This window comes from Actinophytocola sp., assembly GCF_035634895.1.
GTDB lineage: Bacteria > Actinomycetota > Actinomycetes > Mycobacteriales > Pseudonocardiaceae > Actinophytocola.
The window spans coordinates 51,610-74,860 of the sequence record NZ_DASQCC010000224.1 but is presented as its reverse complement, the minus strand read 5'-3'; the positions used below and the strand labels follow the sequence as shown (position 1 = coordinate 74,860).

Annotated in this window: 26 protein-coding genes; 11 read left to right on the top strand and 15 right to left on the bottom strand. The window is 68.4% G+C overall.

Going from position 1 to position 23,251, the window contains the following annotated elements:
* Positions 1-10: 10 nt before the first annotated feature.
* From VET29_RS34760 to VET29_RS34745, 4 genes are all read left to right on the top strand, one after another.
* The gene (locus tag VET29_RS34760; RefSeq protein ID WP_324928770.1) at positions 11-964 is read left to right on the top strand and encodes a F0F1 ATP synthase subunit gamma; all 954 of its coding nucleotides are present in this window, start codon (positions 11-13) and stop codon (positions 962-964) included.
* Positions 964-2,388: a F0F1 ATP synthase subunit beta gene (gene atpD / locus VET29_RS34755; RefSeq protein WP_324928768.1), complete on the top strand. Its 1,425-nt coding sequence runs from the start codon at positions 964-966 to the stop codon at positions 2,386-2,388. The genes VET29_RS34760 and atpD overlap by 1 nt, the downstream gene beginning before the upstream one ends.
* A gap of 300 nt (positions 2,389-2,688) precedes the next feature.
* A complete protein-coding gene (locus VET29_RS34750; protein WP_324928766.1) occupies positions 2,689-3,054 on the top strand; it encodes a F0F1 ATP synthase subunit epsilon in 366 nt (121 codons plus the stop codon).
* Positions 3,055-3,079: 25 nt separating this feature from the next.
* Positions 3,080-3,517 (top strand): DUF2550 domain-containing protein, encoded by a 438-nt coding sequence (locus tag VET29_RS34745; RefSeq protein ID WP_324928764.1) that lies wholly within the window; start codon positions 3,080-3,082, stop codon positions 3,515-3,517.
* Here VET29_RS34745 and VET29_RS34740 read toward each other — a convergent pair.
* The 11 genes from VET29_RS34740 to VET29_RS34690 all read right to left on the bottom strand — a co-directional run bounded on the left by VET29_RS34740 (position 3,514) and on the right by VET29_RS34690 (position 11,214).
* Positions 3,514-4,329: a DUF1206 domain-containing protein gene (locus tag VET29_RS34740; protein WP_324928762.1), complete on the bottom strand. Its 816-nt coding sequence runs from the start codon at positions 4,327-4,329 to the stop codon at positions 3,514-3,516. The genes VET29_RS34745 and VET29_RS34740 overlap by 4 nt on opposite strands.
* 53 nt (positions 4,330-4,382) lie before the next feature.
* Positions 4,383-4,955 (bottom strand): cob(I)yrinic acid a,c-diamide adenosyltransferase, encoded by a 573-nt coding sequence (locus VET29_RS34735; protein WP_324928760.1) that lies wholly within the window; start codon positions 4,953-4,955, stop codon positions 4,383-4,385.
* A gap of 10 nt (positions 4,956-4,965) precedes the next feature.
* The gene (locus VET29_RS34730) at positions 4,966-5,748 is read right to left on the bottom strand and encodes an ESX secretion-associated protein EspG (RefSeq protein WP_324928758.1); all 783 of its coding nucleotides are present in this window, start codon (positions 5,746-5,748) and stop codon (positions 4,966-4,968) included.
* Positions 5,749-5,751: 3 nt separating this feature from the next.
* Complete coding sequence (locus tag VET29_RS34725; RefSeq protein ID WP_324928756.1) at positions 5,752-6,966, bottom strand: PPE domain-containing protein; 1,215 nt, start codon at positions 6,964-6,966, stop codon at positions 5,752-5,754.
* A gap of 25 nt (positions 6,967-6,991) precedes the next feature.
* Positions 6,992-7,579 (bottom strand): DUF3558 domain-containing protein, encoded by a 588-nt coding sequence (locus VET29_RS34720; RefSeq protein WP_324928754.1) that lies wholly within the window; start codon positions 7,577-7,579, stop codon positions 6,992-6,994.
* Positions 7,576-7,923: a PE domain-containing protein gene (locus tag VET29_RS34715; RefSeq protein WP_324928752.1), complete on the bottom strand. Its 348-nt coding sequence runs from the start codon at positions 7,921-7,923 to the stop codon at positions 7,576-7,578. Before VET29_RS34715 ends, VET29_RS34720 begins: the two co-directional genes overlap by 4 nt.
* Positions 7,924-8,404: 481 nt before the next feature.
* Positions 8,405-8,578 (bottom strand): hypothetical protein, encoded by a 174-nt coding sequence (locus tag VET29_RS34710; protein WP_324928750.1) that lies wholly within the window; start codon positions 8,576-8,578, stop codon positions 8,405-8,407.
* Between the two features lie 126 nt (positions 8,579-8,704).
* A complete protein-coding gene (locus tag VET29_RS34705; RefSeq protein WP_324928748.1) occupies positions 8,705-9,094 on the bottom strand; it encodes a hypothetical protein in 390 nt (129 codons plus the stop codon).
* Between the two features lie 3 nt (positions 9,095-9,097).
* Complete coding sequence (locus VET29_RS34700) at positions 9,098-9,415, bottom strand: hypothetical protein (protein ID WP_324928746.1); 318 nt, start codon at positions 9,413-9,415, stop codon at positions 9,098-9,100.
* 348 nt (positions 9,416-9,763) lie between these two features.
* Positions 9,764-10,117 carry a transposase gene (locus VET29_RS34695; protein WP_324928744.1) on the bottom strand — a complete coding sequence of 118 codons (354 nt, stop codon included), beginning with the start codon at positions 10,115-10,117 and terminating at the stop codon, positions 9,764-9,766.
* Positions 10,118-10,887: 770 nt separating this feature from the next.
* Complete coding sequence (locus VET29_RS34690) at positions 10,888-11,214, bottom strand: transposase (protein ID WP_324928742.1); 327 nt, start codon at positions 11,212-11,214, stop codon at positions 10,888-10,890.
* Between the two features lie 168 nt (positions 11,215-11,382).
* Here VET29_RS34690 and VET29_RS44225 point away from each other — a divergent pair, with 168 nt between their 5' ends.
* Positions 11,383-11,685 (top strand): transposase, encoded by a 303-nt coding sequence (locus VET29_RS44225; RefSeq protein ID WP_414636695.1) that lies wholly within the window; start codon positions 11,383-11,385, stop codon positions 11,683-11,685.
* 154 nt (positions 11,686-11,839) lie between these two features.
* Here VET29_RS44225 and VET29_RS34685 read toward each other — a convergent pair whose 3' ends face one another.
* The gene (locus tag VET29_RS34685) at positions 11,840-12,520 is read right to left on the bottom strand and encodes a hypothetical protein (RefSeq protein WP_324928740.1); all 681 of its coding nucleotides are present in this window, start codon (positions 12,518-12,520) and stop codon (positions 11,840-11,842) included.
* A 102-nt stretch (positions 12,521-12,622) separates the two neighbouring features.
* Between VET29_RS34685 and murA the strand changes: the two genes are divergently transcribed.
* Complete coding sequence (murA, locus tag VET29_RS34680) at positions 12,623-13,897, top strand: UDP-N-acetylglucosamine 1-carboxyvinyltransferase (protein WP_324928738.1); 1,275 nt, start codon at positions 12,623-12,625, stop codon at positions 13,895-13,897.
* Between the two features lies 1 nt (position 13,898).
* On the opposite strand, the gene VET29_RS34675 is transcribed toward murA, so the two are convergent.
* Positions 13,899-14,552, bottom strand: a complete 654-nt coding sequence (locus VET29_RS34675; RefSeq protein WP_324928736.1) for a DedA family protein — start codon at positions 14,550-14,552, stop codon at positions 13,899-13,901.
* 159 nt (positions 14,553-14,711) lie between these two features.
* Here VET29_RS34675 and VET29_RS34670 point away from each other — a divergent pair, with 159 nt between their 5' ends.
* The 3 genes from VET29_RS34670 (at position 14,712) to ggt (ending at position 18,679) form a co-directional block, all read left to right on the top strand.
* Positions 14,712-15,899: a sensor histidine kinase gene (locus tag VET29_RS34670; RefSeq protein WP_324928734.1), complete on the top strand. Its 1,188-nt coding sequence runs from the start codon at positions 14,712-14,714 to the stop codon at positions 15,897-15,899.
* Between the two features lie 258 nt (positions 15,900-16,157).
* Positions 16,158-16,802, top strand: coding sequence for a response regulator transcription factor (locus VET29_RS34665; protein WP_324928732.1), 645 nt, complete (start codon positions 16,158-16,160; stop codon positions 16,800-16,802).
* A gap of 59 nt (positions 16,803-16,861) precedes the next feature.
* A complete protein-coding gene (ggt, locus tag VET29_RS34660; protein WP_324928730.1) occupies positions 16,862-18,679 on the top strand; it encodes a gamma-glutamyltransferase in 1,818 nt (605 codons plus the stop codon).
* A 152-nt stretch (positions 18,680-18,831) separates the two neighbouring features.
* Here ggt and VET29_RS34655 read toward each other — a convergent pair whose 3' ends face one another.
* On the bottom strand, positions 18,832-19,116 hold the full coding sequence (locus VET29_RS34655) for a hypothetical protein (RefSeq protein WP_324928728.1): 285 nt from the start codon (positions 19,114-19,116) through the stop codon (positions 18,832-18,834).
* A gap of 131 nt (positions 19,117-19,247) precedes the next feature.
* On the opposite strand from VET29_RS34655, the gene VET29_RS34650 reads away from it, so the two are divergent.
* Together VET29_RS34650 and VET29_RS34645 are read left to right on the top strand one after the other, a co-directional pair.
* Positions 19,248-21,269, top strand: coding sequence for a protein meaA (locus VET29_RS34650; protein WP_324928726.1), 2,022 nt, complete (start codon positions 19,248-19,250; stop codon positions 21,267-21,269).
* A gap of 88 nt (positions 21,270-21,357) precedes the next feature.
* Positions 21,358-22,122 carry an enoyl-CoA hydratase-related protein gene (locus tag VET29_RS34645; protein ID WP_324928724.1) on the top strand — a complete coding sequence of 255 codons (765 nt, stop codon included), beginning with the start codon at positions 21,358-21,360 and terminating at the stop codon, positions 22,120-22,122.
* Here the strand turns inward: VET29_RS34645 and VET29_RS34640 are convergent.
* On the bottom strand, positions 22,037-23,251 hold the full coding sequence (locus VET29_RS34640) for an MFS transporter (RefSeq protein ID WP_324928721.1): 1,215 nt from the start codon (positions 23,249-23,251) through the stop codon (positions 22,037-22,039). The genes VET29_RS34645 and VET29_RS34640 overlap by 86 nt on opposite strands.

Genomic DNA, 23,251 nt, shown 5'->3' with positions numbered 1-23,251 from the left:
GGGGACGTAGATGGCCGCACAACTTCGCGAGCTCCGGTCCAAGATCCGGGCGACCAAGTCCATCGGCAAGATCACCAAGGCGATGGAGCTCATCGCCACGTCCCGCATCAGCAAGGCGCAGGCCCGGGTGGACGCGTCCCGGCCGTACTCGGAGGAGATCACCAAGGTCCTCTCCGCGCTGGCCACGGCGGCGTCCACGCTGGACGTGCCGCTGCTGTCCCTGCGGCCGAACCCGAAGCGGGTCGGCGTGCTGGTGATCACCAGTGACAAGGGCCTGTCCGGCGCCTACAACAGCAACGCGCTGCGTGCGGCGGAGGAGCTGTTCTCGCTGCTGCGTGACCAGGGCAAGAACCCGGTGCTGTACGTCATCGGCGCCAAGGGCGTCGGGTACTACAACTTCCGCGGCCGCAAGGTGGTCGACAGCTGGACCGGGTTCTCGCAGGTGCCCCGGTACGAGAACGCGCAGGTGGTCGGCCGGACCCTGGTCGAGGCGTTCAACTCGGGCGCCGACGATGACGGCGACGAGCCGGGCGCCGACGGCATCCTCGGCGTCGACGAGCTGCACATCGTGTACACGGAGTTCCGTTCGATGCTGTCGCAGGTGCCCGTCGCCAAGCGCATCGCGCCGCTGGAGGTCGAGTACGCCTCGGCCGACGAGCCCGCCGCGCCGAAGAGCGACGTCATCCCGTCGGCGTACTCGTTCGAGCCCAGTGCCGACGTGCTGCTCGAGGCGCTGCTGCCGAAGTACGTCAACACCCGGATCTACGCCGCGCTGCTCGAGTCGGCGGCGTCGCAGCTGGCCGCCCAGCGCAACGCGATGAAGTCGGCGTCGGACAACGCCAGTGACCTGGTGAAGACGTACACCCGGTTGGCCAACCAGGCGCGTCAGGCCCAGATCACCCAGGAGATCTCAGAAATCGTCGGCGGTGCGGACGCACTGGCCGCGGTAGGAAGTGAAGACTGATGACGACAACCGAGAACGCCGCCAAGGGCCGCATCGTGCGGGTGACCGGTCCTGTGGTCGACGTCGAGTTCCCCCGCGACGCTGTGCCGGACCTGTACAACGCGCTCAAGGTCGAGATCGACTTCGAGGAGCTGAAGAAGACGGTGACCCTCGAGGTCGCCCAGCACCTCGGCGACAACATCGTCCGCACCATCTCCCTCCAGCCGCAGGACGGCCTGGTTCGTGGCTCCACGGTGTACGACACCGGCGCCGCGATCTCCGTGCCCGTCGGTGACGCGGTCAAGGGCCACGTCTACAACGCCCTCGGCGAGTGCCTCGACGAGCCGGGCTACGGCGCGGACCTCGAGCGCTGGGAGATCCACCGCAAGCCGCCGCCGTTCGACCAGCTCGAGGGCCGCACCCAGATGCTGGAGACCGGCCTCAAGGTCATCGACCTGCTGACCCCGTACGTGACCGGTGGCAAGATCGGCCTGTTCGGTGGCGCCGGCGTGGGCAAGACGGTGCTCATCAAGGAGATGATCACCCGTGTGGCCCGCAACTTCGGTGGCACCTCGGTGTTCGCCGGTGTCGGCGAGCGCACCCGTGAGGGCACCGACCTGTTCCTGGAGATGAGCGAGGACGGCGTCATCAACGACACCGCGCTCGTGTTCGGTCAGATGGACGAGCCGCCGGGTACCCGTATGCGGGTCGCCCTGTCGGCGTTGACCATGGCGGAGTACTTCCGCGACGTCCAGAACCAGGACGTGCTGCTGTTCATCGACAACATCTTCCGGTTCACCCAGGCGGGTTCCGAGGTGTCGACCCTGCTCGGCCGGATGCCCTCCGCCGTGGGCTACCAGCCGACGCTGGCCGACGAGATGGGCGAGCTGCAGGAGCGGATCACCTCGACCAAGGGCCGTTCGATCACCTCGATGCAGGCGATCTACGTGCCGGCGGACGACTACACCGACCCGGCCCCGGCCACGACGTTCGCACACCTGGACGCGACCACCGAGCTCTCCCGTGGCGTGTTCCAGAAGGGCATCTTCCCGGCGGTGGACCCGCTGGCGTCGACGTCGACGATCCTCGACCCGGCCATCGTGGGCGACAAGCACTACGCGGTCGCGTCCGAGGTCATCCGGATCCTGCAGAAGTACAAGGAGCTGCAGGACATCATCGCGATCCTCGGTATGGACGAGCTGTCCGAAGAGGACAAGCTGACGGTGAACCGGGCCCGCCGCATCGAGCGTTACCTGTCGCAGAACATGCTGGTCGCCGAGCAGTTCACCGGCCAGCCGGGCTCGACGGTGCCGCGCGACGAGACGGTCGAGGCCTTCGACAAGATCACCAAGGGCGACTTCGACCACTACCCGGAGCAGGCGTTCCTGGGCATCGGTGGCCTCGAGGACCTGGAGAAGAAGTACAAGGAGATCACCAGCCGGTAGGTCTTTCTTCGCGAACGCCGCGCCACCCGTTCCCCGGGAGGCGCGGCGTTCGCCGTTTCCTGGGCCTTCATCGACGATCCGTTGCGCTGGCCCCGGTCGGGTGGACTCTGGCGCGTGGTCCGGCAGCACCTCGGCCACCCTGCGTGGCCGGCGGTTCGCACGTCGGCGAACCAGACCTCGCCCGGCGGCCCCGGACGGTCGGTGATCCGTCTCACCCCAACGGACACCCGGCCTGGCTGGGGAGGTTTGGAAGGGACCAACTAGACTTTGAGGTGAACACCCAAATCAGGGAGGTACCGCGTGGCCGAGATGTCCGTCCAGCTGGTCGCCGTGGAACGACGCCTGTGGTCGGGTACCGGCACGTTCGTCTCCGCACAGACCACCGAGGGTGAGATCGGCATTCTGCCAGGTCACGAGCCCGTGCTCGGCCAGCTGGTCGAGGGTGGCGTGGTCAAGATCCGCACGACCGACGGTGACACGGTGACCGCCGCCGTCCAGGGCGGGTTCCTGTCGGTGACGGGTGACGCGGTGAGCATCCTCGCCGAGTCCGCCGACCTCGCGGGCGAGATCGACGTAGAGGCGGCCAGGTCCGACCTCACCTCGGAGGACCCGGAGGCGCGGGTCAGAGCACAGGGCCGACTCCGCGCCGCTGGCCAGCGGGACTGAGGCCGGGCGAAACGGGGGCGGGGCCGTGGACATCACAGTGGTGGTCGGAGCGGTCCTCCTGCTGGTGGCAGCGGTCCTGGTGTGGCTGGCGGTACGCCGGCTGCGAGCCCTGCGTTCCGGCGGTGTCCATGCGGCCCTACGTACCCGGCTGGACGACTCGGGCAAGGGCTGGCATCTCGGGGTGGGCAGGTACCAGGGCGACGAGTTCGTCTGGTTCCGCGTACTGAGCCTCCGGCCCGGCCCCGACCGGATCATCAGCCGGAGCGCGCTGGAGATAGCCGACCGGCGCGACCCGTCCAGCCCGGAGCTGTACACCATGCCCCCGTCGTCGCGGGTACTCCGCTTCCGCGGTTCGGGGCCCGACGAGGCCGAGATCGAGATCGCGATGAGCCCGGACACGCTGACCGGGTTCCTCTCGTGGCTGGAGTCCGCCCCGCCGGGCCGGCTGCCCTGGGCTTCCTAGGACTTGTGCGCCCGAGCGGCGGCGAAGCAGTAGACGCCGAACGCGGCCAGCCCAACGGCGACGAGCACGAGGGCGATGGTCCCGAACGGTTGCGCGGCAAGGGTCTTGAGCGCCCGGTCAAGCCCACCAGCCTCCTTCGCATCGGACTGGAAGGCCGCGATCCCCAGCAGGATCCCGACAATCCCGAGCACGACGCCCTTGGCGATGTACCCGAAGAACCCGAGACGCCGGACCCACCGCTGCGTGCCGGCGGGCAGCTCGTCGAGGTTCAGGTCCTGCAGGAACGACCGCTTGACGCCACGCACGATCTCGCCAACGGCGACCCCGATCACGATCGCCGCGACGATCGCGACGAGGACGCGCCCGGCGGGCAGGGAGAGCAGCTTCCCCGTCCACTCCTGCTGCCCCTGGTTGCCGGACTGCCCGCCCCCGCTCCCGGTCACGAGGCGGACGGCGTAGACCCCGAGCGAGATGCCGATGATCCCCCGCGCGACGGACCCGATCCGCTTCCGCGTGCGCTTGCCCTTCTTCTGCACCCACTGGAAGCCGATGGCGGCCATCATGAACTGCCACAGGCCGTAGGCGAAGAGACCGATGGCCAGCACCCAGAGCACGATGGCCCCGAACGAGGTCGCGCCGACCTCCTGGAGTGCCCCCTTCTGGTCGGCCTGCTCGCCGGAGTCTCCGAAGGCGACCCGAAGCGCCAGGTAGGCGACGATGAGGTGGACGACTCCGTAGCAACCCATGCCAATACGACCGAGAACCTGCACGGCTCCGTTGTTCTTGGCACGCTGAGCGGATATGGCAACCATGCCGCGGGGGCTACCCACTGTAGGGGTAGCTCGAACGTGCCACGGGGAGTAATTCAGCGCCCGCCACCGGGCTGCCACAGAACGTCACCATCGGGGTTGGCGACGCGCGAGAGCACGAACAGCAGGTCGGAAAGCCGGTTGAGGTACTTGGCGGCGAGGACGTTGGTCCGCTCGGCATCGACCTCGACGAGCCGCCAGGCCCCCCGCTCGGCCCGCCGGGTGACGGTCCGCGCGACGTGCAGCAAGGCGGCGCCGGCGGTGCCGCCGGGCAGGATGAACGAGTTGAGCCTCGTCAGGCGCCCGTTGAACTCGTCGCACCACGTCTCCAGCCGCTCGATGTACGGCTCGGTGATCCGCAGGGGCGGGTACTTGGGATCGGGCACCACGGGCGCACAGAGGTCGGCGCCGACATCGAAGAGATCGTTCTGGACGGCCTGCAGGACGCCGGCCACCTCGGCAGCCAACCCACCCATGGCCACCGCGACCCCGATGGCGGAGTTGGCCTCGTCGACGTCCGCGTAGGCGGCGAGGCGAGGGTCGGTCTTGGGCACGCGCTGCCCGTCCCCGAGCGCGGTGGTGCCGTCGTCGCCGACCCTGGTGTAAACCCGGGTAATGTGAACCGCCATGCCCCGCACACTACCGGCGGACCCGCGCGAGTCCGTCCAGTAGCTCCTCGACCTGCCTGGTGATGGCGGCCGGGCTGCCCGGGCTGAGCGTCACCCAGACCGCGCCCCCGCTGGGCCGGCGGGTGAAGAGGTACCTGCCCTGGGGGTTGTCGTAGAAGCTGACGACATGATCGGCCCTCCGGCGGTCGCCGTGCCGAGGGGTGTACGCCGCGCCGATGTGCCCGAACCGGACGACCTGGCCGGTGACCTCCACGATCTTGCGCGCCTCATCCTTGCCGAGCCCGGCGGACACCAGAGCGCGCCGAAGCGCGTCCGGGTCGCTGCCGGCCCGCGCCGCACACCTGTCGAGCGTCTCGGCCGGCAGCGTGATCGACATCCCGGTCCCCGCCGGATGGTCCGGCAGCCGGGCGACGATGGCCCGCGCGAGCCCGGTGGCAGCGGTCGGCCACACGGTGAGGTGGTCGGCATCCAGGACCCCGACGGCGGCCCTAGCGCCGTGCGAGCAGATGAGAACCGAGGTCCGCCGCCCGTCCGACGACAGGTGAAGGCGGCCGTCGACCTCCCACTCAGGCCGGGCGAGCACCCGCAGGCAGGCCCTCAGCTTGGGGTCGACGTTGCCGGGGTTGCCCAATCCCTTGCAGGCCAACGACTTCCACGCCGCGGCACGCAGCTCGTCCCGCTCCTCGAAGGTACGGCCGTGGGAGTTGACATCCAGGATGGGCGGACGCCGACCAAGCTCGAGGTGCTCCCACAGGAAGTCGTACTCGAGCCAGGACAGCGTGAATCTGCCCATCGGTCAGTGGTCGTCTTCCTCGTCACCGATCACCGAGGGCGCGACCGGCGGGCTGTCGTCCCAGAACTCGTCGTGGAAGTCGACCAGGTACCCCGCGGACTTGTGCTCCTTGTCCTCGTCGCCCTCGGCACGATTTCCCGCCGACGCCATACCCATGCCGTTGGTTCCTCGAGCGCCGGCCGCACCGCCACGCCCGACGAGCGTTTCCCCGCCCAGTACGCCGCCGCCCGGAGCGGCGCCGCGCAGACCACCAGGCCCCCGCTCGGTGACGCCCCCACCACCGGCAAGACCGCGCCCACCGAAGGGTCCACGTTCCGTGCTTCCCCCGCCAGGCCCACCGCTCGGGCCGAAGCCCGCGAACGGAACCGCCGGCGAACCGGCCCGGATCGAGTCAGAGCCGAGGCCCGTGGTGACCGGGTTACCAGGAGACGACACCGACGACGAGGGATCCGTAGTGCCGAAACTCGGGGTGGTGGCGCCGGAAGGTGCGCTCCCGGGCGGAGCAGACCAACCCCCGGGAGGTGGGGTCGAGCCCGGACCACGGGTGTCGCCGGGCGACCGGGTGCCATCGTCGATCGTCTGGCCGTGCCGTGGCTCACTGGCCCCGACCAGAATGACATCCCCACCTCGCGGCTGGGTCGGCGCCACATCCACGGTGACGGACGGCGGCGGCACGAACTGCCCGACATTGGCCTGCGCGGCGTTGGACTCGCTCTCGTAGCCGGACATGATCCGGACCGCCTCGGATTTGGCCTCCTGCTCCGTGGCCTCCTGCTTGTCCTGGTCGGTCTGCCCACCGAACAGATGCGTGAACCCCGCGGGAATGCCACCCAAGTCGCTGTTGGCGGTCGAGGTGACTGGTACCGGCTCGGGCATCTTGTTCTTCGCCGCAGAGTAGGAGTTGACGTGGGCATCCACGCTGCCCTGGCTCGCAGTACTGGCAGTGTGTGCGTCGTCGGCCCACTGAGCGAGCGGCGTAATGCCGGATCGCATCGCGTTGGCGGCGTCGCCCTCCCACACCGCGCCCGCCCTGGCAAGCGCTGTCTCGGTCCGTTCACGGGCGCTCGCCATCAGCGATGCCAGCCTGCCCCATCCCACCTGCCCATTGGTCGCTCCGGAGGCTCCTGCGCCATCCGGAAGGAACAATCCACCCTTCCCGTGAATTCGATCGTACAACTCCTGGTGGGAGTAGCCGTCCCAGTTGTGGCGAGAGTTCATCGCCCTCTCCTGTGCCTCACGATGGTCATGATGCCACCAACGTCTTCATCGCCGACTCCGCCAGCTGGTATGCGAGATCGCATTTCTCTGGCTTGCTCGGGTCGTTAGGATTTGGTGTCGCTGTGGTCAGAAGATATTGGCCGTCTGCCACGTCCACTGCCGTGAAACAGGCCCGCCCTCCAGCCTCGTTTGTCATGGTTATCGTGGGGAATCCCTCGATGGGTTTGGTGTCCTCGACCTTGAGGTTCCGATTTCCTTCGGTCCATGCCTCAATGCCCTCAGTCATGACAAGCGTGACATTCCCTACGTCGGAGTAGTAGCACTGAGGTGACTTCAAGGTGGGTTCCTCGGATTGTTCACCGCGTCCTTTGATATCAAGCTTCGGCCAGTCGGCCTCCGGAATCAGTCCGCACGGATCCTTGTCGTCCAGAGTGATCTCCCGAGGTCTGTCACTGGACGATTCAGTGCTTGTTGTCTTGGTGTTGTCTGGTTCGCCGCCGGTGGTCACGGCGTCGTTGGGCATGGGTGTGCCGGGGGATGTATGCGTGCAGCCAGGCAGTGTCAGCATCGCTGACAGGGCGGCGGCGAGACGCAACCAACGGATCGGGGTCACTGGACGCCCTGTCGAAAGGTCTGCGTGTTGCTGTCCTCGACGAGGTTGTATGTCTTGGCTGCTTGGTCGAGTGCAGCTAGCACGGCCTTGAGTTCGTCCAGATAACCATATGCGGCATCGAACGCCGTCGAAGCGTTCTCGTTGAATGCGGTGGCGGTCTCGCGACTCACAGGATCGGCGCCGAGCGGGCGCACCCCCCATGCGAGTTCATTTGCTAACAGAAATTGTTCGACCTCGTCGTGAACGGGTTGGAGTTCAGCTTTGAGCTGGAGTACCCGGGCGGGGTCGACCCGCAGGGTGCTTGTGCTCGAGCCGGTGTCCGTTCCGTCCTTCCAGAATGGCATCGCGGCTCCTCCTCTCGGCGCCCCCCAAACGGCGCGCTCACCCACCACGCAGCATATCGGCCGGCGGCGACAGAGGGTGTTGAACCGGTTACATCACTCGGTTGGATGAATGACGGTCTCCCGCCAGTTCGGTTGCTGGTCGTCGAGGTGGTCAAACAGGTTCTTGGCGATCTGCCGGGCGATCGGGCAGACCTTACGCAGTGACGAACCGAGGTCGGACTCGGTCGACTCACCGATCGCGGGGATCGATCCGGTACACCGTCACGGACACGGTGGCGGGGAGGACTCGTAGAGTGTCAGCCAGCAGCCCTTGCCCGGGTCGAACTCGAGGATGCGTTTGATCACGTAGTGCCGTCGACACGGAGTCACGCGAGGTGGGCGAGGGGATCGGATCCGCCGTACGCCATGGCGAGGTGTGACTCGATCTCCTTGGCCATCGACTCGGGCAGTGCGCCGAGTCCAGACCGAGGTCGAGCCCCCGTCAGACGCACTCGTCACTCGACACAGGCGCCACGGCGCCGGCCGGAGCGACCAAGTCAGCCGGCACGTTGGTGCACGCGTCCGTGCCGGTGAGGGGGAACGGTTCGGCGGCGGACAGTTCGGTGACCGGAATCGCCACGATCACCTTGATGCCGGGGGCCAGGTCGGCGCCCATCGGGTAGTCCGGGTCGACGGTGCCCAACTTTGTGCGGGCGGCGGGATGACTGGCGGCGCCATGCCGCCCGCCAGGGCGGACGGGGCGGCAATCGGTGCGGTGAGACTATTGCGAGACAAGGATTTTCTACTCGAAGCTGGCGACGATCTCGGTGAGGGCACTGGTGAGCCGGCGCAGTTGGTCGTCGCGGTAGATGATGAAGATTTCGTCGCCGGGCAGGATTAGGTACAGCTCCATGGGTGGCGACGGGTCGGTGCTTGCCTGGTACGGGTGCAGACCGAATAGTCGCCGGCCGTAGGTGGCGTGCTCGACCGGGACCGCGCAGGCGGTGCGGGAGTTCGCGGTGTCGGCGAGCATGCGTATGCCGGAGGCCGCGACGGTGACCGCGTAGATGTCCACTGTGGCCGGATAGGCGATGACGTACCGGTAGTCGTGCTGCAGGTCGAAGATGGTGGTCGCCCTGTCGCCGTTGGGTTTGGTGCCCTGTACGGCCCACCGGCGCAGGTAGGGGAGCACCGGTTACCCCGCCTTGGCCAGTTGTGTGCGTGGCTCCAGGTTCGCGACGGTTTCGGCCGTGATCGCCAGGCGTTCCTCGGCCAGGTCGGGCCGTCGCGCCGACAGCGGAACGCACGGGCCGGGGTCCTCGCCTCGCGCGAAGGCCGCGCTCCGCCGGCACGAGTAGGCCATGCTCTCGGTCCATTCGGCCGCGAGGTACCGTTTGACGCGGTCGGTGGCCAGTTCGCCGGCCCGTCGTGCGAGCCGCCACTCGTAGAAGTCGGCCCACTCCTCGTATGCCGCTGCGCGTTCGGCCGGGTCGAGGCGGTCCTCGGTGCGCAAGAAAGTCAGATAGTCGCCGTCAACCGTACCGGTCGGGTTGTCTATGTGCAGGAACCGCCGAATACGCGGCCATTGGCTCGTGAATTGTGCACTCATATTTCATGTCTTTCACGTTTGCGTGTATGGGCTTTGCGATTGCTGCCCCTGCTGTATGTCGAGCACATTGACATGTCCCTTCTTCGGCGGCAATGCACAATCGGGTGATTCCCGTCGCGACTCGCTTTAGGTTGCGTCGCTGGTGCACAAATTGTGCGTAACGTGGTCAGGAAAGCGAAACAACTCGGCGGGGTTCCAGAGAATCGCGAGGGCCTGAGCTTGACTCTGTCGGTGATCTTGCTCGCGTCGAAATCAGCTGCTGACGGCGCGCCAGGACTTCAGTCGAGGAATCTCGTGTTGGTCCAGGAAATCCTGGAAGGCGGTTGGTGGTTGGGCCGGGATGGTCTCGCCGGATGGTGGTAGGCCGCTGAGGCGTTCGATGTTCACGGCGATCGCGGTGAAGACATGTTGCAGATGAGCCTTGGGTTGTCCCCGGTAGCGGCATCGACGCATGCCGTGTCCGTGGGCGAACTCGTTCACGGTGCCCTCCACTCTGGAACGGACCGCATACCGGGCTGCCAGTCGGGGGTCTGTTGCTCGGCGCGGACGCGGAGTTGCAGGTCGCGGAGTTCTCGCGGGGGGAGCCCACGTTCCGGGCGCCGTCACGAGAAGTGGTGCACTGGCTGCGGGCCGGACAGGGCTGGCACTGGCTTTTGGTGAATCGCGCGACGATCAGCGGGGCGGCGGTGGGTGAGGAGGTTGGGTAGGGGCCGTGCCAGCCCTTGCTGACTTGTCCTTGGGGGCAGGTGACTTGCTGGCGGTCGAAGTCGATGTGGAAGTCGATGTGGAAGTCGTCTCGGTCGAAGCCTTCGTTGCGGCGGTGCTGGCGGGTGGTCTGTCCCCGGCGTGCGTAGCGGGCGGTGGGGTCGTAGGGAGAGACGATCGCGCGGGATGAGGGCGGTAGTCCGCCCTCGTCGTCGGTGCGCCAGCGCAGGCGGCCCGCCGCGTCGCGGTAGTAGTTCTGCACGACTATCTGCCGCAGCGTCTGGACACGAGGCCCGAACGCGTGGCCCGTTCCGTGTGTGTGGAGATGTTCCAGTAGCCGGAAGGCGTCCTCGCCGGCAGTGTTGATCCTGGTCTTGGGCTTGGTGGGGTTGCGGCCCAGCCGGACCGGCCGGCCGTAGCGGCGTCCCCACTGTTCAGCCACCAGACCGGCCAGCAGATGCGGGGCGGCGGTTGCGATCTCTTCCAACGCAGCGCGCATCGCTTCGGTGATCAGTTCCAGCCGGGTCAGATCGCGCACCGCGGCCAGCACATGGGTGGACTCGGTGCGCTGGGTGCCGCGTTCGCGCACCAGCCCTGCCTCTTTGAGGCGGACCAGTGCGAGGTCAAGTAGGCGGTCAGCGCGATCCCCCTGGACGAGACGGTCACGGAAGTCAGTCAGGACACTGTGATGGAAGCCCTGGATCGTCCAGGTCCATCGCCAGGGCGTACTTGAAATCGATGCGGCAGCGCACCGTCTCGGCGGCCTGCCGGTCGGACAGGTCGAGCAGAAACTGCAACACGCAGACAGTGGCCAGCAGGGCGGGCGAAAGACCAGGACGCCCATCACGCGGATACCAACCGAGGAAGTCCTCGTCGCTCCATAGCCCGTTGAGCCGGTCCTTGACCCACATCGCAGTCGTGCCGCCCGGATTGCTCGCCCGCGCGACCCGCGCGGTCAGGGACGGGACTTGCTCGGCGGAACGGGGATGGACGGACAACAGGCACCTCGGCAGCAGCATCGACCTTGAACAAGATTGATCATGCTACTGATCAGGCGCCACGCCGTGGAACCAAGATCACCGACAGAGTCAAGCTGAGAGCGTGTTTGAGATCTTGGTCGGGGTGTCTGGCCGATCTTGCTGGATGGTTGGGTCAAGGTGTGGTGGATGAGTCGTGTGCAGCGGGGTTCGCCGGCAGCTCGTCGACTGGGCCCACGCGCTGCTCAAGACCACGATCGAGATCGTGCGCAAACCAGCAAACCAGAAGGGCTCGCGGTGATCCCTAGACGGTGGGCGGTCGAGCGAACGTTGGCGTGGCTGGCCAGCTACCGACGACTGGCCCGCGACTATGAACGCCCCATCACCTCAGAAGCCATCATCCGCTGGGCAGCCATCACCACTATGACCGGCCGCATCGCACGCAGAAAGCCAGCAAACCGACCCGGACCACTCCAATTCACCACGGCATGAAGGTCTCAAACACGTTCCGAGAGAGCTGCGGGCGCTCATGAGCTTCGCTCGACGCCATGACCTGCGCTGGGACACCGATCCTGAAAGCTCCACGCTCGGTAGCGCCACGAGGGGATCGGGGATGGCAGGTCTCGACCACTGTCGAGGGTCAGGGTCACGCGTTCGGCGGTGGTTGTGCCCGTCCGGTGGCGTCACTCACCTCGAAGGTCAGAGCGTCGAGGCCGCCCTCGTCGCCCGCCTCCTGGGATCTGGCTGCGCGCAGTCGGTCGCCGAACAGGCCGAGGGTTCCGCTCGTGACTGTGATCAGCGCGAGCAGTACGACCATTAACCAGAACCCGACCTCTGTGTGCGTCAGCTTGTCTGCGGCGTCCGTGAATCGCTGCATGTCGTCGTCCTTGGCCACGCCGGAGTGGGTCACCGCGTCGAGCATCGCGGACTCGATGTTCGACTGGGCGACCGCCATGGTGACCACGGTCACGACCAGCGTGCCGGCAGCCGCCACCGCCCTACCGAGGAGTCGTGCCTTGAGCTGCGGAACCAGGAGCGTCAGCACGCCGGCCGCCGCGAGCACCGCCAGCACGATGGCGAGCACCTGCACGCCCGGCTCCGGTGGCTCCACCAGTTCTACGGGTGTCTCCGGGTCGCGGGCGAGCTCCCGTAGCTCGGCCGGCACCGCCGGGCTGGCGCCGCTCACTAGGTGACTGCCCGTGTAGCTGACACCGGCGTCGCCGTAGCCCGGTACGTCACACGACACCGAGACGAACGGGAACAGGAAGAACAGCAGCAGCACCAGCACGAACCCGGCCGGGCTCGCGACGCGGGACAGGACCTTCAACGGGGCGACCCCTTGCTAGACAACCGGGTGGCGGCAGGGTAGCCGACCGTGACAGCCGGGTGGCGCACGTGGGTCGCCGCCTCTCGGGCATGATGGGCGCTCGTGACGGAGCATTTCCAGGTACACGGCGGCGCGCGGCTGGCCGGTGAGGTCGACGTGGTCGGCGCCAAGAACAGCGTGTTGAAGCTGATGGCGGCCGCGCTCCTGGCCGAGGGCACGACGACGCTCACGAACTGCCCGCAGATCCTGGACGTGCCGCTGATGGCCGAGGTCCTGCGCAGCCTCGGCTGCACGGTGGACATCGAGGCCGACACGGTCACGATCACCACTCCCGCGGACCTCAACCACCGGGCCGACTCGCCCGCGATGGGCAAGCTCCGTGCCTCGGTCTGCGTGCTCGGCCCGCTGGTCGGCCGGTGCAAGCGGGCCGTCGTCGCGCTGCCAGGTGGCGACGCGATCGGCTCGCGGCCGCTCGACATGCACCAGAACGGCCTGCGTCAGCTGGGCGCCCACAGCGAGATCGAGCACGGCTGCGTCGTCGCCGAGGCCGAGGGCCTGCACGGCGCGCAGATCTGGCTGGACTTCCCGAGCGTCGGCGCCACCGAGAACATCCTCATGGCGGCCGTGCTCGCGAACGGCACCACGGTGATCGACAACGCCGCGCGGGAGCCCGAGATCATCGACCTCTGCACCATGCTCCAGCAGATGGGCGGCAAGATCGAGGGCGCGGGCACCTCGACCCTGACCGTGCACGGCGTGGACGCCCTCCAGCCGACCGAGCACCGCGTGATCGGTGACCGCATCGTCGGCGCCACCTGGGCCTTCGCCGCGGCGATGACCCGGGGTGACGTCACCGTGCGTGGCGTCGACCCCCACCACCTCGACCTGGTGCTCGAGAAGCTGCGCACGGCCGGCGCCGAGGTGACGATCATCGATGGCCAGTCCTTCCGCGTCGTGCAGCACGACCGGCCGACGGCGGTCGACTTCGTGACGCTGCCGTACCCGGGCTTCGCCACCGACCTGCAACCGTTCGCCATCGCGCTGACCTCGATCGCCGACGGCACCTCGATGATCACCGAGAACCTGTTCGAGGCCAGGTTCCGCTTCATCGAGGAGATGGTCCGGCTCGGCGCGGACGCCCGCACCGACGGCCACCACGCCGTGGTCCGCGGCGTCGAACGACTGTCGAGCGCCCCGGTGTGGGCGTCCGACATCCGTGCCGGCGTCGGCCTGGTTCTCGCCGGTCTGTGCTCCGAGGGCGTGACCGAGGTCTGGGACGTCTTCCACATCGACCGCGGCTACCCGGGCCTGGTGGAGAACCTGGTCAAGCTGGGCGCGGACGTCCGGCGTGTGGCCGGCGAGCCGGAACGGAACTGAGCTACCGCGCATCGCTCTCACTCCTGTCCTTCCGTCGTTCTCGCAGGCGCACGATCACGAACACCACGATCGCGGTGGCCACGATCCCGATGACGACGTTCTGGAGGATGCCGGCGTAGTCATCGACGACCTGCCAGTTGGCACCCAGCAGGTAGCCCGCGACGACGAAGCCGCTGTTCCAGACGAGGCTGCCGAGCGTGGTCAGGGCCAGGAACCGCCAGATCGGCATCCGCTCGACGCCAGCGGGTAACGAGATCAGGCTGCGGAACAGGGGCACCATCCGGCCGAACAACACGGCCTTCGTGCCATGCCTCAGGAACCAGCGCTCCGTGCGGTCGAAGTCCGACGCCTTCATCAGGGGCACACGGATGATCAGCGCACGGACCCGGTCGCGGCCGAGCCACGCCCCTAACCAGTACGTGAGCAGGGCGCCTGCCACCGAACCGAACGTGGTCCAGAAAAGTGCCATGAACAGGCTCATCGTGCCCTGGCTCGCGGCGAACCCGGCCAGTGGCAGCACCAACTCGCTCGGGATGGGCGGGAAGATGTTGTCGAGGCCGACCAGTAGTGCCGCGCCGGGCCCGCCCAGGTTCTCCATGAGGTCCACCGCCAGGCCGGCGAGACCCTCTGGCGTTTCAGCGGCCGTCACGATCATCTACTGCTCCTTCGGTTACGAGGTGGATGTCAACCACGCTAGGGAGGCGGCGGAGGGGCGGGTATGCGGTAAACCGCACAAAAAGACTGCGGTGTACCGCAGTACGAAACTGCGGTACACCGCAGTCCGCCTGTCCCGAACCCTCGCTAACCTGGCCATATGTCCACGAACACGAACCTCACCCGCCGCGCCGTGCTCGGCATGGTGAGCCTTGTGCTGGGCTGCCTGGCCGCTGTCGTGGACTTCGTCTTCGCCTGGGTCTGCACGCCCGCGCACGTCATTCCTGCGGCCCGGCCCGGCATCGAGGCGCTCGGCAGGCACATCGTCGCGTTCCACCGGTGGCGGCTGGTCAGGTTCCTGAGCTACGACGACCACCTGTATGCGGTTCCCGGCTGGCGACGCATGCGGATGTACGTGCTCTACCGCGCCCTGGTGGGCGTCCTCGGCCTGCTGATTCTCACGATCATCGCCCTGGGAGCCACCTCTGCCGGGATCATGGCGTGGCAGGTGGTGCGCGGCGAGCCGCTGGGCGGGTCGGCAGGGGACGTGTCCCCCACCGGCAATCCCTGGTACGAGGTTCTGGTCGCCGTCGGCCTCGGCGCCATCCTGCTGTTCGTGGCGGTGTGGGGGCTCATCGGCGTCGCGGTGCTCGAACGCTTCTATGCCGACCGGTTTCTCGTGCCGTCCGAGGCGGAGCTGCTGCTGCGTCGCGTGACGGAGCTGGCGGACACGCGCGCGGCCATGGTGGAGGCGGTCAACGACGAGCGCCGCAGGATCGAGCGTGACCTGCACGACGGGGTGCAACAACGGCTCGTGGCGCTGGGCATGTTACTCGGCCGCGCGTTGCGGACGAACGAGCCGGAGCGCGCGACGACGCTGCTGGAGCAGGCGCACGGGGAGTCCCAGCAGGCACTGAACGACCTCCGTGAGGTGACCTGGCGGGTGTACCCGACCGCGCTCGACAAGTACGGGCTGCATGCGGCGTTGGAGGGCGTGGCGGACAGGGCGAGTGTTCCGGTGGAGTTGCGTTACGAGCTGCTCGAACGGCCGGATCTGGCGACCGAGACCGTGGCGTACTTCGTGGCATCGGAGGCGGTTACCAATGCGCTGAAGCATGGTGGGGCGAGCGTTATCGCGATCGTCGTGACCCGGGAGGGGGACGGCGTGCTGGTGACGGTTCGTGATGACGGGCGTGGTGGGGCCGATGTGAACGGGTCCGGGCTGTCTGGGTTGGCCAGTCGGGTGGCGGCGGCCGATGGTCGCTTCCGGGTGTCCAGTCCGGTTGGTGGGCCGACGGTGGTCATGGCTTGGTTACCGGTGTTTTCGGAGTCGCTGGTTCGCGTCTGAGATGGCCTCGGGCGGGTACCGGGCGGGGGAGGGATGGGCAGGTGAGACGGGTTGACCCAGGTCGGCATACGCGGCCGAGCGGGCAGAGGGGCCGACCGTGCCGACCGGGCGGAGCGGGCCGACCGGGCGGAGCGGGCGGAGCGGGCAGAGGGGCCGACCGGGCAGGCCGGGCGGAGCGGGTGGAGTGGGCCGAGTGAGCCGCGCATGCTGAGGGGGTGGATGGTGCCGCCGAGTCGGTGTCTCTGGGAGGTGAGTTGAGTGCGGGTGATCCTTGCTGAGGATTCGACTCTGCTGCGGGAAGGGTTGGTGCGGTTGTTGGCTGAGGAGGGGCACGAAGTCGTTGCCGCCGTGGGGGATGCCGCGGCGCTTCTTGCCTACACTCGGCGGGAGCTGCCCGATGTGGTCGTCACCGATGTGCGGATGCCGCCTACCAATACCGATGAGGGCATGCTTGCCGCGCTGGAGATACGGCGACAGTGGCCGTCGATCGGGGTGTTGGTGCTGTCGCAGTATGTCGAGAAGCGTTATGCGGCTCAGCTTGTCGAAGGCGAGGGGGAGCGGGTCGGGTATCTCCTCAAGGACCGGGTTGCCCAGGTCGGTGAGTTTCTCGATGCTCTTGCCCGGGTTGGTGATGGTGGCGTCGCGTTCGACCCGGAGGTCGTTCGGCAGCTGGTCCAGCGCACCTCGCGTGCTGACCCGCTGACCACGCTCACCCACCGGGAACGGGAGGTCCTGGACAAGATGGCCGAGGGCCACACCAACCCCAGCATCGCCAAGCGGCTCCACATCTCGGTCTCAGCGGTCGAGAAGAACGGGAACTCGATCTTCGACAAGCTCGGCATCGTCGACGACACGGCCTACAACCGTCGAGTGCTGGCGATACTCCGATACCTCAACTCATGACGTTGTGTTTGTCGGTGGCTACGGGTATGAAACATCACGGCCCTTCGAAAGGAGCTGGCATGCGTCCTCGCCGTCTCGGTCTCCCACTCGCACTCCTGCTCACCGTCGGCCTCACGGCCGCGCCGGTGGCCGGGGCTGATCCCGGGAAAGTACCCGTGGCCAGCGGATACGGTGGCGCGGTCGTCTCGGACACCATCGAGTCGACGCGGGCCGGGATCGACGTCCTGAAGCGAGGTGGCACCGCGGCCGACGCCGCGGTCGCGGTCGCGGCGACCCTCGGGGTCACCGACCCGTACGTCGCGGGGCTCGGTGGTGGTGGGTACCTCGTCCACTACGACGCTCGCACCGGCCAGGTCTCGACCATCGACGGTCGCGAGACCACGCCGCGAGCGGGCACCGAGACGATGTTCATCGACCCGGCGACCGGGCAGGCCTATGCCTTCCCGAAGGCCGTGACCAGCGGGTTGAGCGTCGGCGTGCCGGGCATGCTCGCCACGTGGCAGCGGGCGCTCGACCGGTGGGGCCGCTTCTCGCTGCGCGACAACCTGAGGCCGGCGATCGCCGTCGCCGAGCGGGGGTTCACCGTCGACGCGACGTTCCGCGAGCAGACGCGCCAGAACCAGTCCCGCTTCGCGCAGTTCGGGTCCACGGCCGAGCTGTACCTGCCCGGCGGCCAGCTGCCGGTGGTCGGCTCGACCCTGCGGAACCCGGATCTGGCCGCCACCTACCGGCAGATCTCCCGGGAGGGCATCCGCTCGCTGTACGGCGGCCCGGTCGGCCGGGACATCGTCGCGACCGTCCAGCACCCGCCGGTCGCACCCGGTGCGACGATCGACCCGCCGCGTGGGCTGATGACCATCGGCGACCTCAAGGGCTACCGCGCCGTCGACCGCCGGCCGACGCACGTCGGCTACCGCGGGTACGACGTGTACGGCATGGCGCCGTCGTCGAGCGGCGGCATCACGGTCGGGGAGTCGCTGAACATCCTGGAGCAGTACCGGCTGTCCGGAATGGACGAGGTGCAGGCGTTGCACCACTACCTGGAGGCCAGCCGCCTCGCGTTCGCGGACCGTGGGCGCTACATCGGCGACTCGGACTACGTGGACGTGCCGCAGCGGACGCTCCTGTCCGACCGGTTCGCCAGGCAGCGGGCCTGCGAGATCGACCCGACGACCGCCGCGCCGGGCGCGGTCGCGCCCGGGGACCTCAACGGGTCCGGCGAATGCACGCCGGCCGGCCGGGCCGCGCCGGGCGGCAACGACGGCGACCACACGAACCACTTCGTGGTGAGCGACCGGTGGGGCAACGTCGTGTCGTACACGAACACGATCGAACAGCTCGGCGGCAGCGGGATCGTGGTGCCGGGTCGTGGCTTCCTACTGAACAACGAGCTGACCGACTTCAACTTCACGCCGACGCAGGGGTCCGCGCCCGACCCGAACCTCCCGGCGCCGGGCAAGCGGCCGCGGTCGAGCATGTCGCCGACGATCGTGCTCAAGCACGGCAAGCCGTTCATCGCGGTGGGTTCGCCGGGCGGTGCCACGATCATCACGACGGTGCTGCAGATCCTCGTGAACCGGATCGATCTGGGGATGTCGTTGCCGGACGCCATCGCGGCGCCTCGGGCCTCGCAGCGCAACTCCGCGCAGACCCAGGTGGAGCCGGCGTTCCTGCAGTCGCCCGTGGCGTCCGGGTTGCTGGCGCTGCACCACCAGTTCGTGATCCGGGACACCAGTGGGCTCGATCCGTCGATCAAGATCAGCCCGGACATCGGGGTGGCTTCCGGGCTCGAGTTCGGTGCGCACGGGAAGGTGCTCGCGGCTGGTGAGCCGGTGCGGCGGGGTGGGAGTGCCGCTGCCGTGGTTCGTCCGGGCTGAGGTCGTCCGGGCTGAGGTCGGGCGCTCGGTCCTCGGGCTGGGTGCAACGGGCCGGTTCGGGTGTTGGTGGCCCGAGCCGGCGGGGCAGGGTGGCGGGTTCCGCGCCTTGGTGGGACCTGACGTGCTCAGTCCGCCAGTCGGACCTGACGTGCTCAGTCCGCCAGGAGGGTGCGGATGGCTGTCGCCTGGTCGGCGGGAAAGACCAGGATGCGTAGGCCGTTGCCCTCCGGGTCGGGGACCGTCGTGGCGCGGACGCCGACGTCCTGGAGCCGCTCCTCGACCATCCTCGCCGCTGTCGACGAGGGAACCCTGGCCACCTCTTTCAGCAGGCCGTAGTCCTTGCGGTGGGCCTTGTCCGTGTCCAGGTTCGACGCCCACCTCAGCACAACGGCGAGCAGTGCCATGACGCTGAGGCCGATCAGCGGGACCAGGAGCACCGACACTCCTTCATTCTCGCGCCGCGGTCCGGGGAAGGCCAGGTGTGATGGCGACATTCACCACACACGAGCTGCCGGGGAGGTTACTGGCCAGTACGCTCAGATGATCCCCGGCTACGGAGGTGGTTTCGATGGCGTACCCAACCGACGCCGAGCGGGATCGGCCCTGGGTCATGCGTACCTACGCCGGGCACTCCTCCGCCGCCGCCTCCAACCGGCTCTACCGCCGCAACCTGGAGAAGGGGCAGACCGGGCTCTCCGTCGCCTTCGACCTGCCCACCCAGACCGGGTACGACCCCGATCACGAGCTTGCCCGGGGTGAGGTGGGCAAGGTTGGCGTGCCCGTCAGTCACATCGGGGACATGCGCCAGCTCTTCGACGGCATCCCGCTCGCGGGAGCCAACACCTCGATGACCATCAACGCCACCGCCATGTGGTTGTTCGCCCTCTACGTCGAGCTTGCCAAGGAGCAGGCCGAGCGCGACGGCAGCGACTGGCACGAGGTCGTCGGGAAGCTCGCCGGGACCACCCAGAACGACATCATCAAGGAGTACCTCTCCCGCGGCACGTACGTCTTTCCGCCCGGCCCCAGCCTGCGCCTCATCACGGACATGGTCGCCTGGACCGTCGCCAACGTCCCGAAGTGGAACCCCACCAACATCTGCAGCTATCACCTGCAGGAGGCGGGCGCGACCCCGGTCCAGGAGGTCGCCTACGCCATGTGCACGGCCATCGCCGTCCTCGACGCCGTGCGGGACTCGGGGCAGGTGCCGCGGGACAAGATGGGGGACGTCGTCGCGCGCATCTCCTTCTTCGTCAACGCCGGGGTGCGGTTCGTCGAGGAGATGTGCAAGATGCGGGCCTTCGCCCAGCTCTGGGACGAGGTCACGCGCGACCGGTACGGCGTCGAGAACCCCAAGCACCGGCGGTTCCGGTACGGCGTGCAGGTCAACTCGCTCGGGCTCACCGAGGCACAGCCCGAGAACAACGTGCAACGCATCGTGCTCGAGATGCTGGCTGTCACCCTTTCGCGGGACGCTCGGGCGCGGGCCATCCAGCTGCCCGCGTGGAACGAGGCACTCGGCTTGCCCCGACCCTGGGACCAGCAGTGGGCGTTGAGGATGCAGCAGGTCCTCGCCTACGAGACGGATCTCCTCGAGTACGAGGACATCTTCGCCGGGTCGCCCGTCATCCAGTCCAAGGTGGACGAGATCGTCAGTGGCGCCAAGGAGGAGATCGCGCGCGTTCAGGACATGGGCGGTGCGGTCGCGGCCGTCGAGAGTGGCTACATGAAGACCCGGCTCGTCGGCTCACTCGCCGAGCGCCGCCGGCGCATCGAGGCCGGCGAGGAGATCGTCGTCGGCGTGAACCGGTTCGACACCACCGAGTCCAGCCCGCTCGAGGGTGAGGGCGTGATCGAGACGATCAAGCCTGAGGTCGAGCAGGAGGCCGTCGAGGCGGTCAGGTGGTGGCGTGGGCAGCGCGACCAGTCCGAAGTGGACAAGGTGCTGGAGGCCCTCACCTCCGCCGCGCGCACCGACGCGAACCTCATGGAGGCCACGCTGGAATGTGCCCGTGCCGGCGTGACCACCGGTGAGTGGGCCGGGGCGCTCAGGGAGGTCTTCGGCGAGTACCGCGCGCCCACCGGTGTCTCCGGTGCGTCCGCCGCCGGTGAGCCCAAGGCCGAGCTCTCCGTCGTGCGTGAGCGGGTCCGCGAAACCGGCGCCGAGCTCGGTGGGCGGCTGCGCATGCTGGTCGGGAAACCCGGGCTCGACGGGCATTCCAACGGTGCCGAGCAGATTGCCGTGCGGGCCAGGGATGTCGGGTTCGAGGTTGTGTACCAAGGGATTCGCCTCACCCCGGCGGAGATCGTGGCCGCCGCCGTGCAGGAAGGCGTGCACGTGGTCGGGCTGTCCATCCTGTCCGGGTCGCACCTGGAGGTCGTCCCGGACGTGGTCGAGGGGCTGAGGGAAGCGGGCGCCGAGGACATCCCGGTCGTCGTGGGTGGCATCGTCCCGCCTGCCGACGCGCAGATCCTGCTGCGCCGCGGGGTCGCCAGGGTGTTCACGCCCAAGGACTACGAGCTCAACGAGATCATGAACGAGATCGTCGACGTGGTCCGGGAGGCGAACGGGATCCACACCCCGGTGTGACCGCGTGGGCTCGCGGCGCCGGCGTGGATCGCACGAAAGTGTTCTCGTGCTCGATCAGCGGCGAGCCCTGAGCGTATGTTCGGGAGTCATGGCACACATCTTCGTCAAGGAAGACGGTGACACGGTCCGGATCACGATGAACCGGCCTGCCAGGCGGAACTCGCTGTCCCACGAGCACCTGGCCGAACTGCTGGCCGCGTTCGAGGAGGCCGGCGAGTCCGCGGCGACGGGCATCGTGCTGGCGGGGGAGGGGCCGGTGTTCTCCGCCGGCCACGACTTCGGTGACGTGGCGGCGCGGGACCTCAGCGGCGTCCGGGAGCTGCTGAGACTGTGCACCGCGCTGATGAACGTGATCCAGTCGGTGCCGCAGGTGGTCATCGCGCGGGTGCACGGGCTCGCGACCGCCGCCGGGTGCCAGCTGGTCGCGTCGTGTGACCTGGCGGTGGCGGCCTCCTCGGCCGGGTTCGCCCTGCCCGGCGGCAAGGGCGGCTGGTTCTGCCACACGCCCGCGGTGCCGGTGGCCAGGTCGATCGGGCGCAAGCGGCTGATGGAGATGGCGCTGACCGGCGATGTGGTCGACGCCGAGACCGCGCTGGAGTGGGGCCTGGTGAACAAGGTCGTGCCGGACGACCAGCTGGACCAGGCCGTCGACCACCTGCTCATGCGGGCCACGCGGGGTAGCCGGGCGAGCAAGGCGCTCGGCAAGCAGACGATCTACGCGCAGCTCGACCGGCCGGAGGTGGATGCCTACACGGTCGCGCTGGAGGTCATGGCTTCGGCGTCACAGCTTCCCGGTGCCCGGGAGGGGATGGCGGCGTTCCTGGAGAAGCGTCCTCCGGTGTGGCCGGACTGAGCATGCCCGCGCTGGCCACCGCGACCCCGCAGAACACCACCACCAGGAGGAACGTGAGGTTCAGCGGCATGAGGCGGGTCAGCGGGCCGATGATCGCCGGGCCGGCGAGGATGCCCAGGTAGCCGAGACCGGCCACGCGTGACACGTTGGCGCCCGCGTTGTCGCGGTCCATGTGACCGGCCGCGCTGAACAGCTGCGGCACCGTGCCGGACAGGCCGATGCCGAACAGCGTCCAGCCCGCGATCGCCACCGGCGCCACCGGGGCCAGCGCGGCGGTGAGCACACCGACCGCCGCGATCGCCGAGCCCCAGCGGACCACCGCGACCGGGCCCACCCGGGCCACCACGGGGTCGGTCAGCAGCCGGCCGATAGTCATCGCCGCGGCGAACGAGCCGAACGCGAACGCGGCCACACCGGGTGGCGCGTCGAGAATCGTCTGCAGGTGCAGCACGCTCCAGTCGTTCGCGACGCCCTCGGACAGCATCAGCAGTGCCGCGATCCCGGCCATCACCCAGATGCGGGCCGGCGACCGCTTCTTGCGTGCGCGCGGCACGGCCCCGTGCTCGACCGGCTGCCGGCGCAGCAACAGCGGGGTGGCCGCCGCCCCGATCGACAGCGCGATGACGGTCGCGATCGTCAGTGTCGTCGCCGGGGACCAGCCCCAGCTCAGCGTGCGGGCGCCGACCAGCGCGGCGACGAAGCCGCCGACCGACCAGATGGCGTGGAACGCGGACATGATCGGCCGGCCGTACCGGTGCTCCACCTCGACGGCATGCGCGTTCATGCTCACGTCGAGCGTCCCGTTGCCGATACCGAGCGTCACCAGCGCCGCGCCGAGCGCCGGCGCGCTGGTCGCGATGCCCGGCAGGATCAGCGCCAGCGAGCACAGCACGGCGGAGACCGGCACCACCCGGTGCGGGCCGAACCGGTCGGCCAGCGGCCCGGCGACCTGCATGCCGACGAACGCGCCGCCGCCGAGCAGCAGCAGGAGCAGCCCCAGCGTCGCGTGGCTGACGCCCGTCCGGTGCTCGGCCGCCGGGATGTGGACCAGCCACATGCCCACGACGAACCCGTTGAGGGCGAAGAAGGCGAAGGTGCCCGCCCTGGCACGCCGCAAACGTTTGTCCAC

What these genes read in the sequence shown, in the direction of transcription:
- VET29_RS34760 (WP_324928770.1), top strand. Translation starts at nt 11, where the DNA reads ATGGCCGCACAACTTCGCGAGCTCCGGTCCAAGATCCGGGCGACCAAG.
- VET29_RS34740 (WP_324928762.1), bottom strand. Translation starts at nt 4,329, where the DNA reads ATGGTTGCCATATCCGCTCAGCGTGCCAAGAACAACGGAGCCGTGCAG.
- VET29_RS34710 (WP_324928750.1), bottom strand. Translation starts at nt 8,578, where the DNA reads ATGGGCGCCGACCTGGCCCCCGGCATCAAGGTGATCGTGGCGATTCCG.
- VET29_RS34735 (WP_324928760.1), bottom strand. Translation starts at nt 4,955, where the DNA reads ATGGCGGTTCACATTACCCGGGTTTACACCAGGGTCGGCGACGACGGC.
- VET29_RS34715 (WP_324928752.1), bottom strand. Translation starts at nt 7,923, where the DNA reads ATGCCATTCTGGAAGGACGGAACGGACACCGGCTCGAGCACAAGCACC.
- VET29_RS34725 (WP_324928756.1), bottom strand. Translation starts at nt 6,966, where the DNA reads ATGAACTCTCGCCACAACTGGGACGGCTACTCCCACCAGGAGTTGTAC.
- VET29_RS34650 (WP_324928726.1), top strand. Translation starts at nt 19,248, where the DNA reads ATGGCGTACCCAACCGACGCCGAGCGGGATCGGCCCTGGGTCATGCGT.
- atpD (WP_324928768.1), top strand. Translation starts at nt 964, where the DNA reads ATGACGACAACCGAGAACGCCGCCAAGGGCCGCATCGTGCGGGTGACC.
- VET29_RS34645 (WP_324928724.1), top strand. Translation starts at nt 21,358, where the DNA reads ATGGCACACATCTTCGTCAAGGAAGACGGTGACACGGTCCGGATCACG.
- VET29_RS44225 (WP_414636695.1), top strand. Translation starts at nt 11,383, where the DNA reads ATGAGTCGTGTGCAGCGGGGTTCGCCGGCAGCTCGTCGACTGGGCCCA.
- VET29_RS34730 (WP_324928758.1), bottom strand. Translation starts at nt 5,748, where the DNA reads ATGGGCAGATTCACGCTGTCCTGGCTCGAGTACGACTTCCTGTGGGAG.
- VET29_RS34675 (WP_324928736.1), bottom strand. Translation starts at nt 14,552, where the DNA reads ATGATCGTGACGGCCGCTGAAACGCCAGAGGGTCTCGCCGGCCTGGCG.
- VET29_RS34670 (WP_324928734.1), top strand. Translation starts at nt 14,712, where the DNA reads ATGTCCACGAACACGAACCTCACCCGCCGCGCCGTGCTCGGCATGGTG.
- ggt (WP_324928730.1), top strand. Translation starts at nt 16,862, where the DNA reads ATGCGTCCTCGCCGTCTCGGTCTCCCACTCGCACTCCTGCTCACCGTC.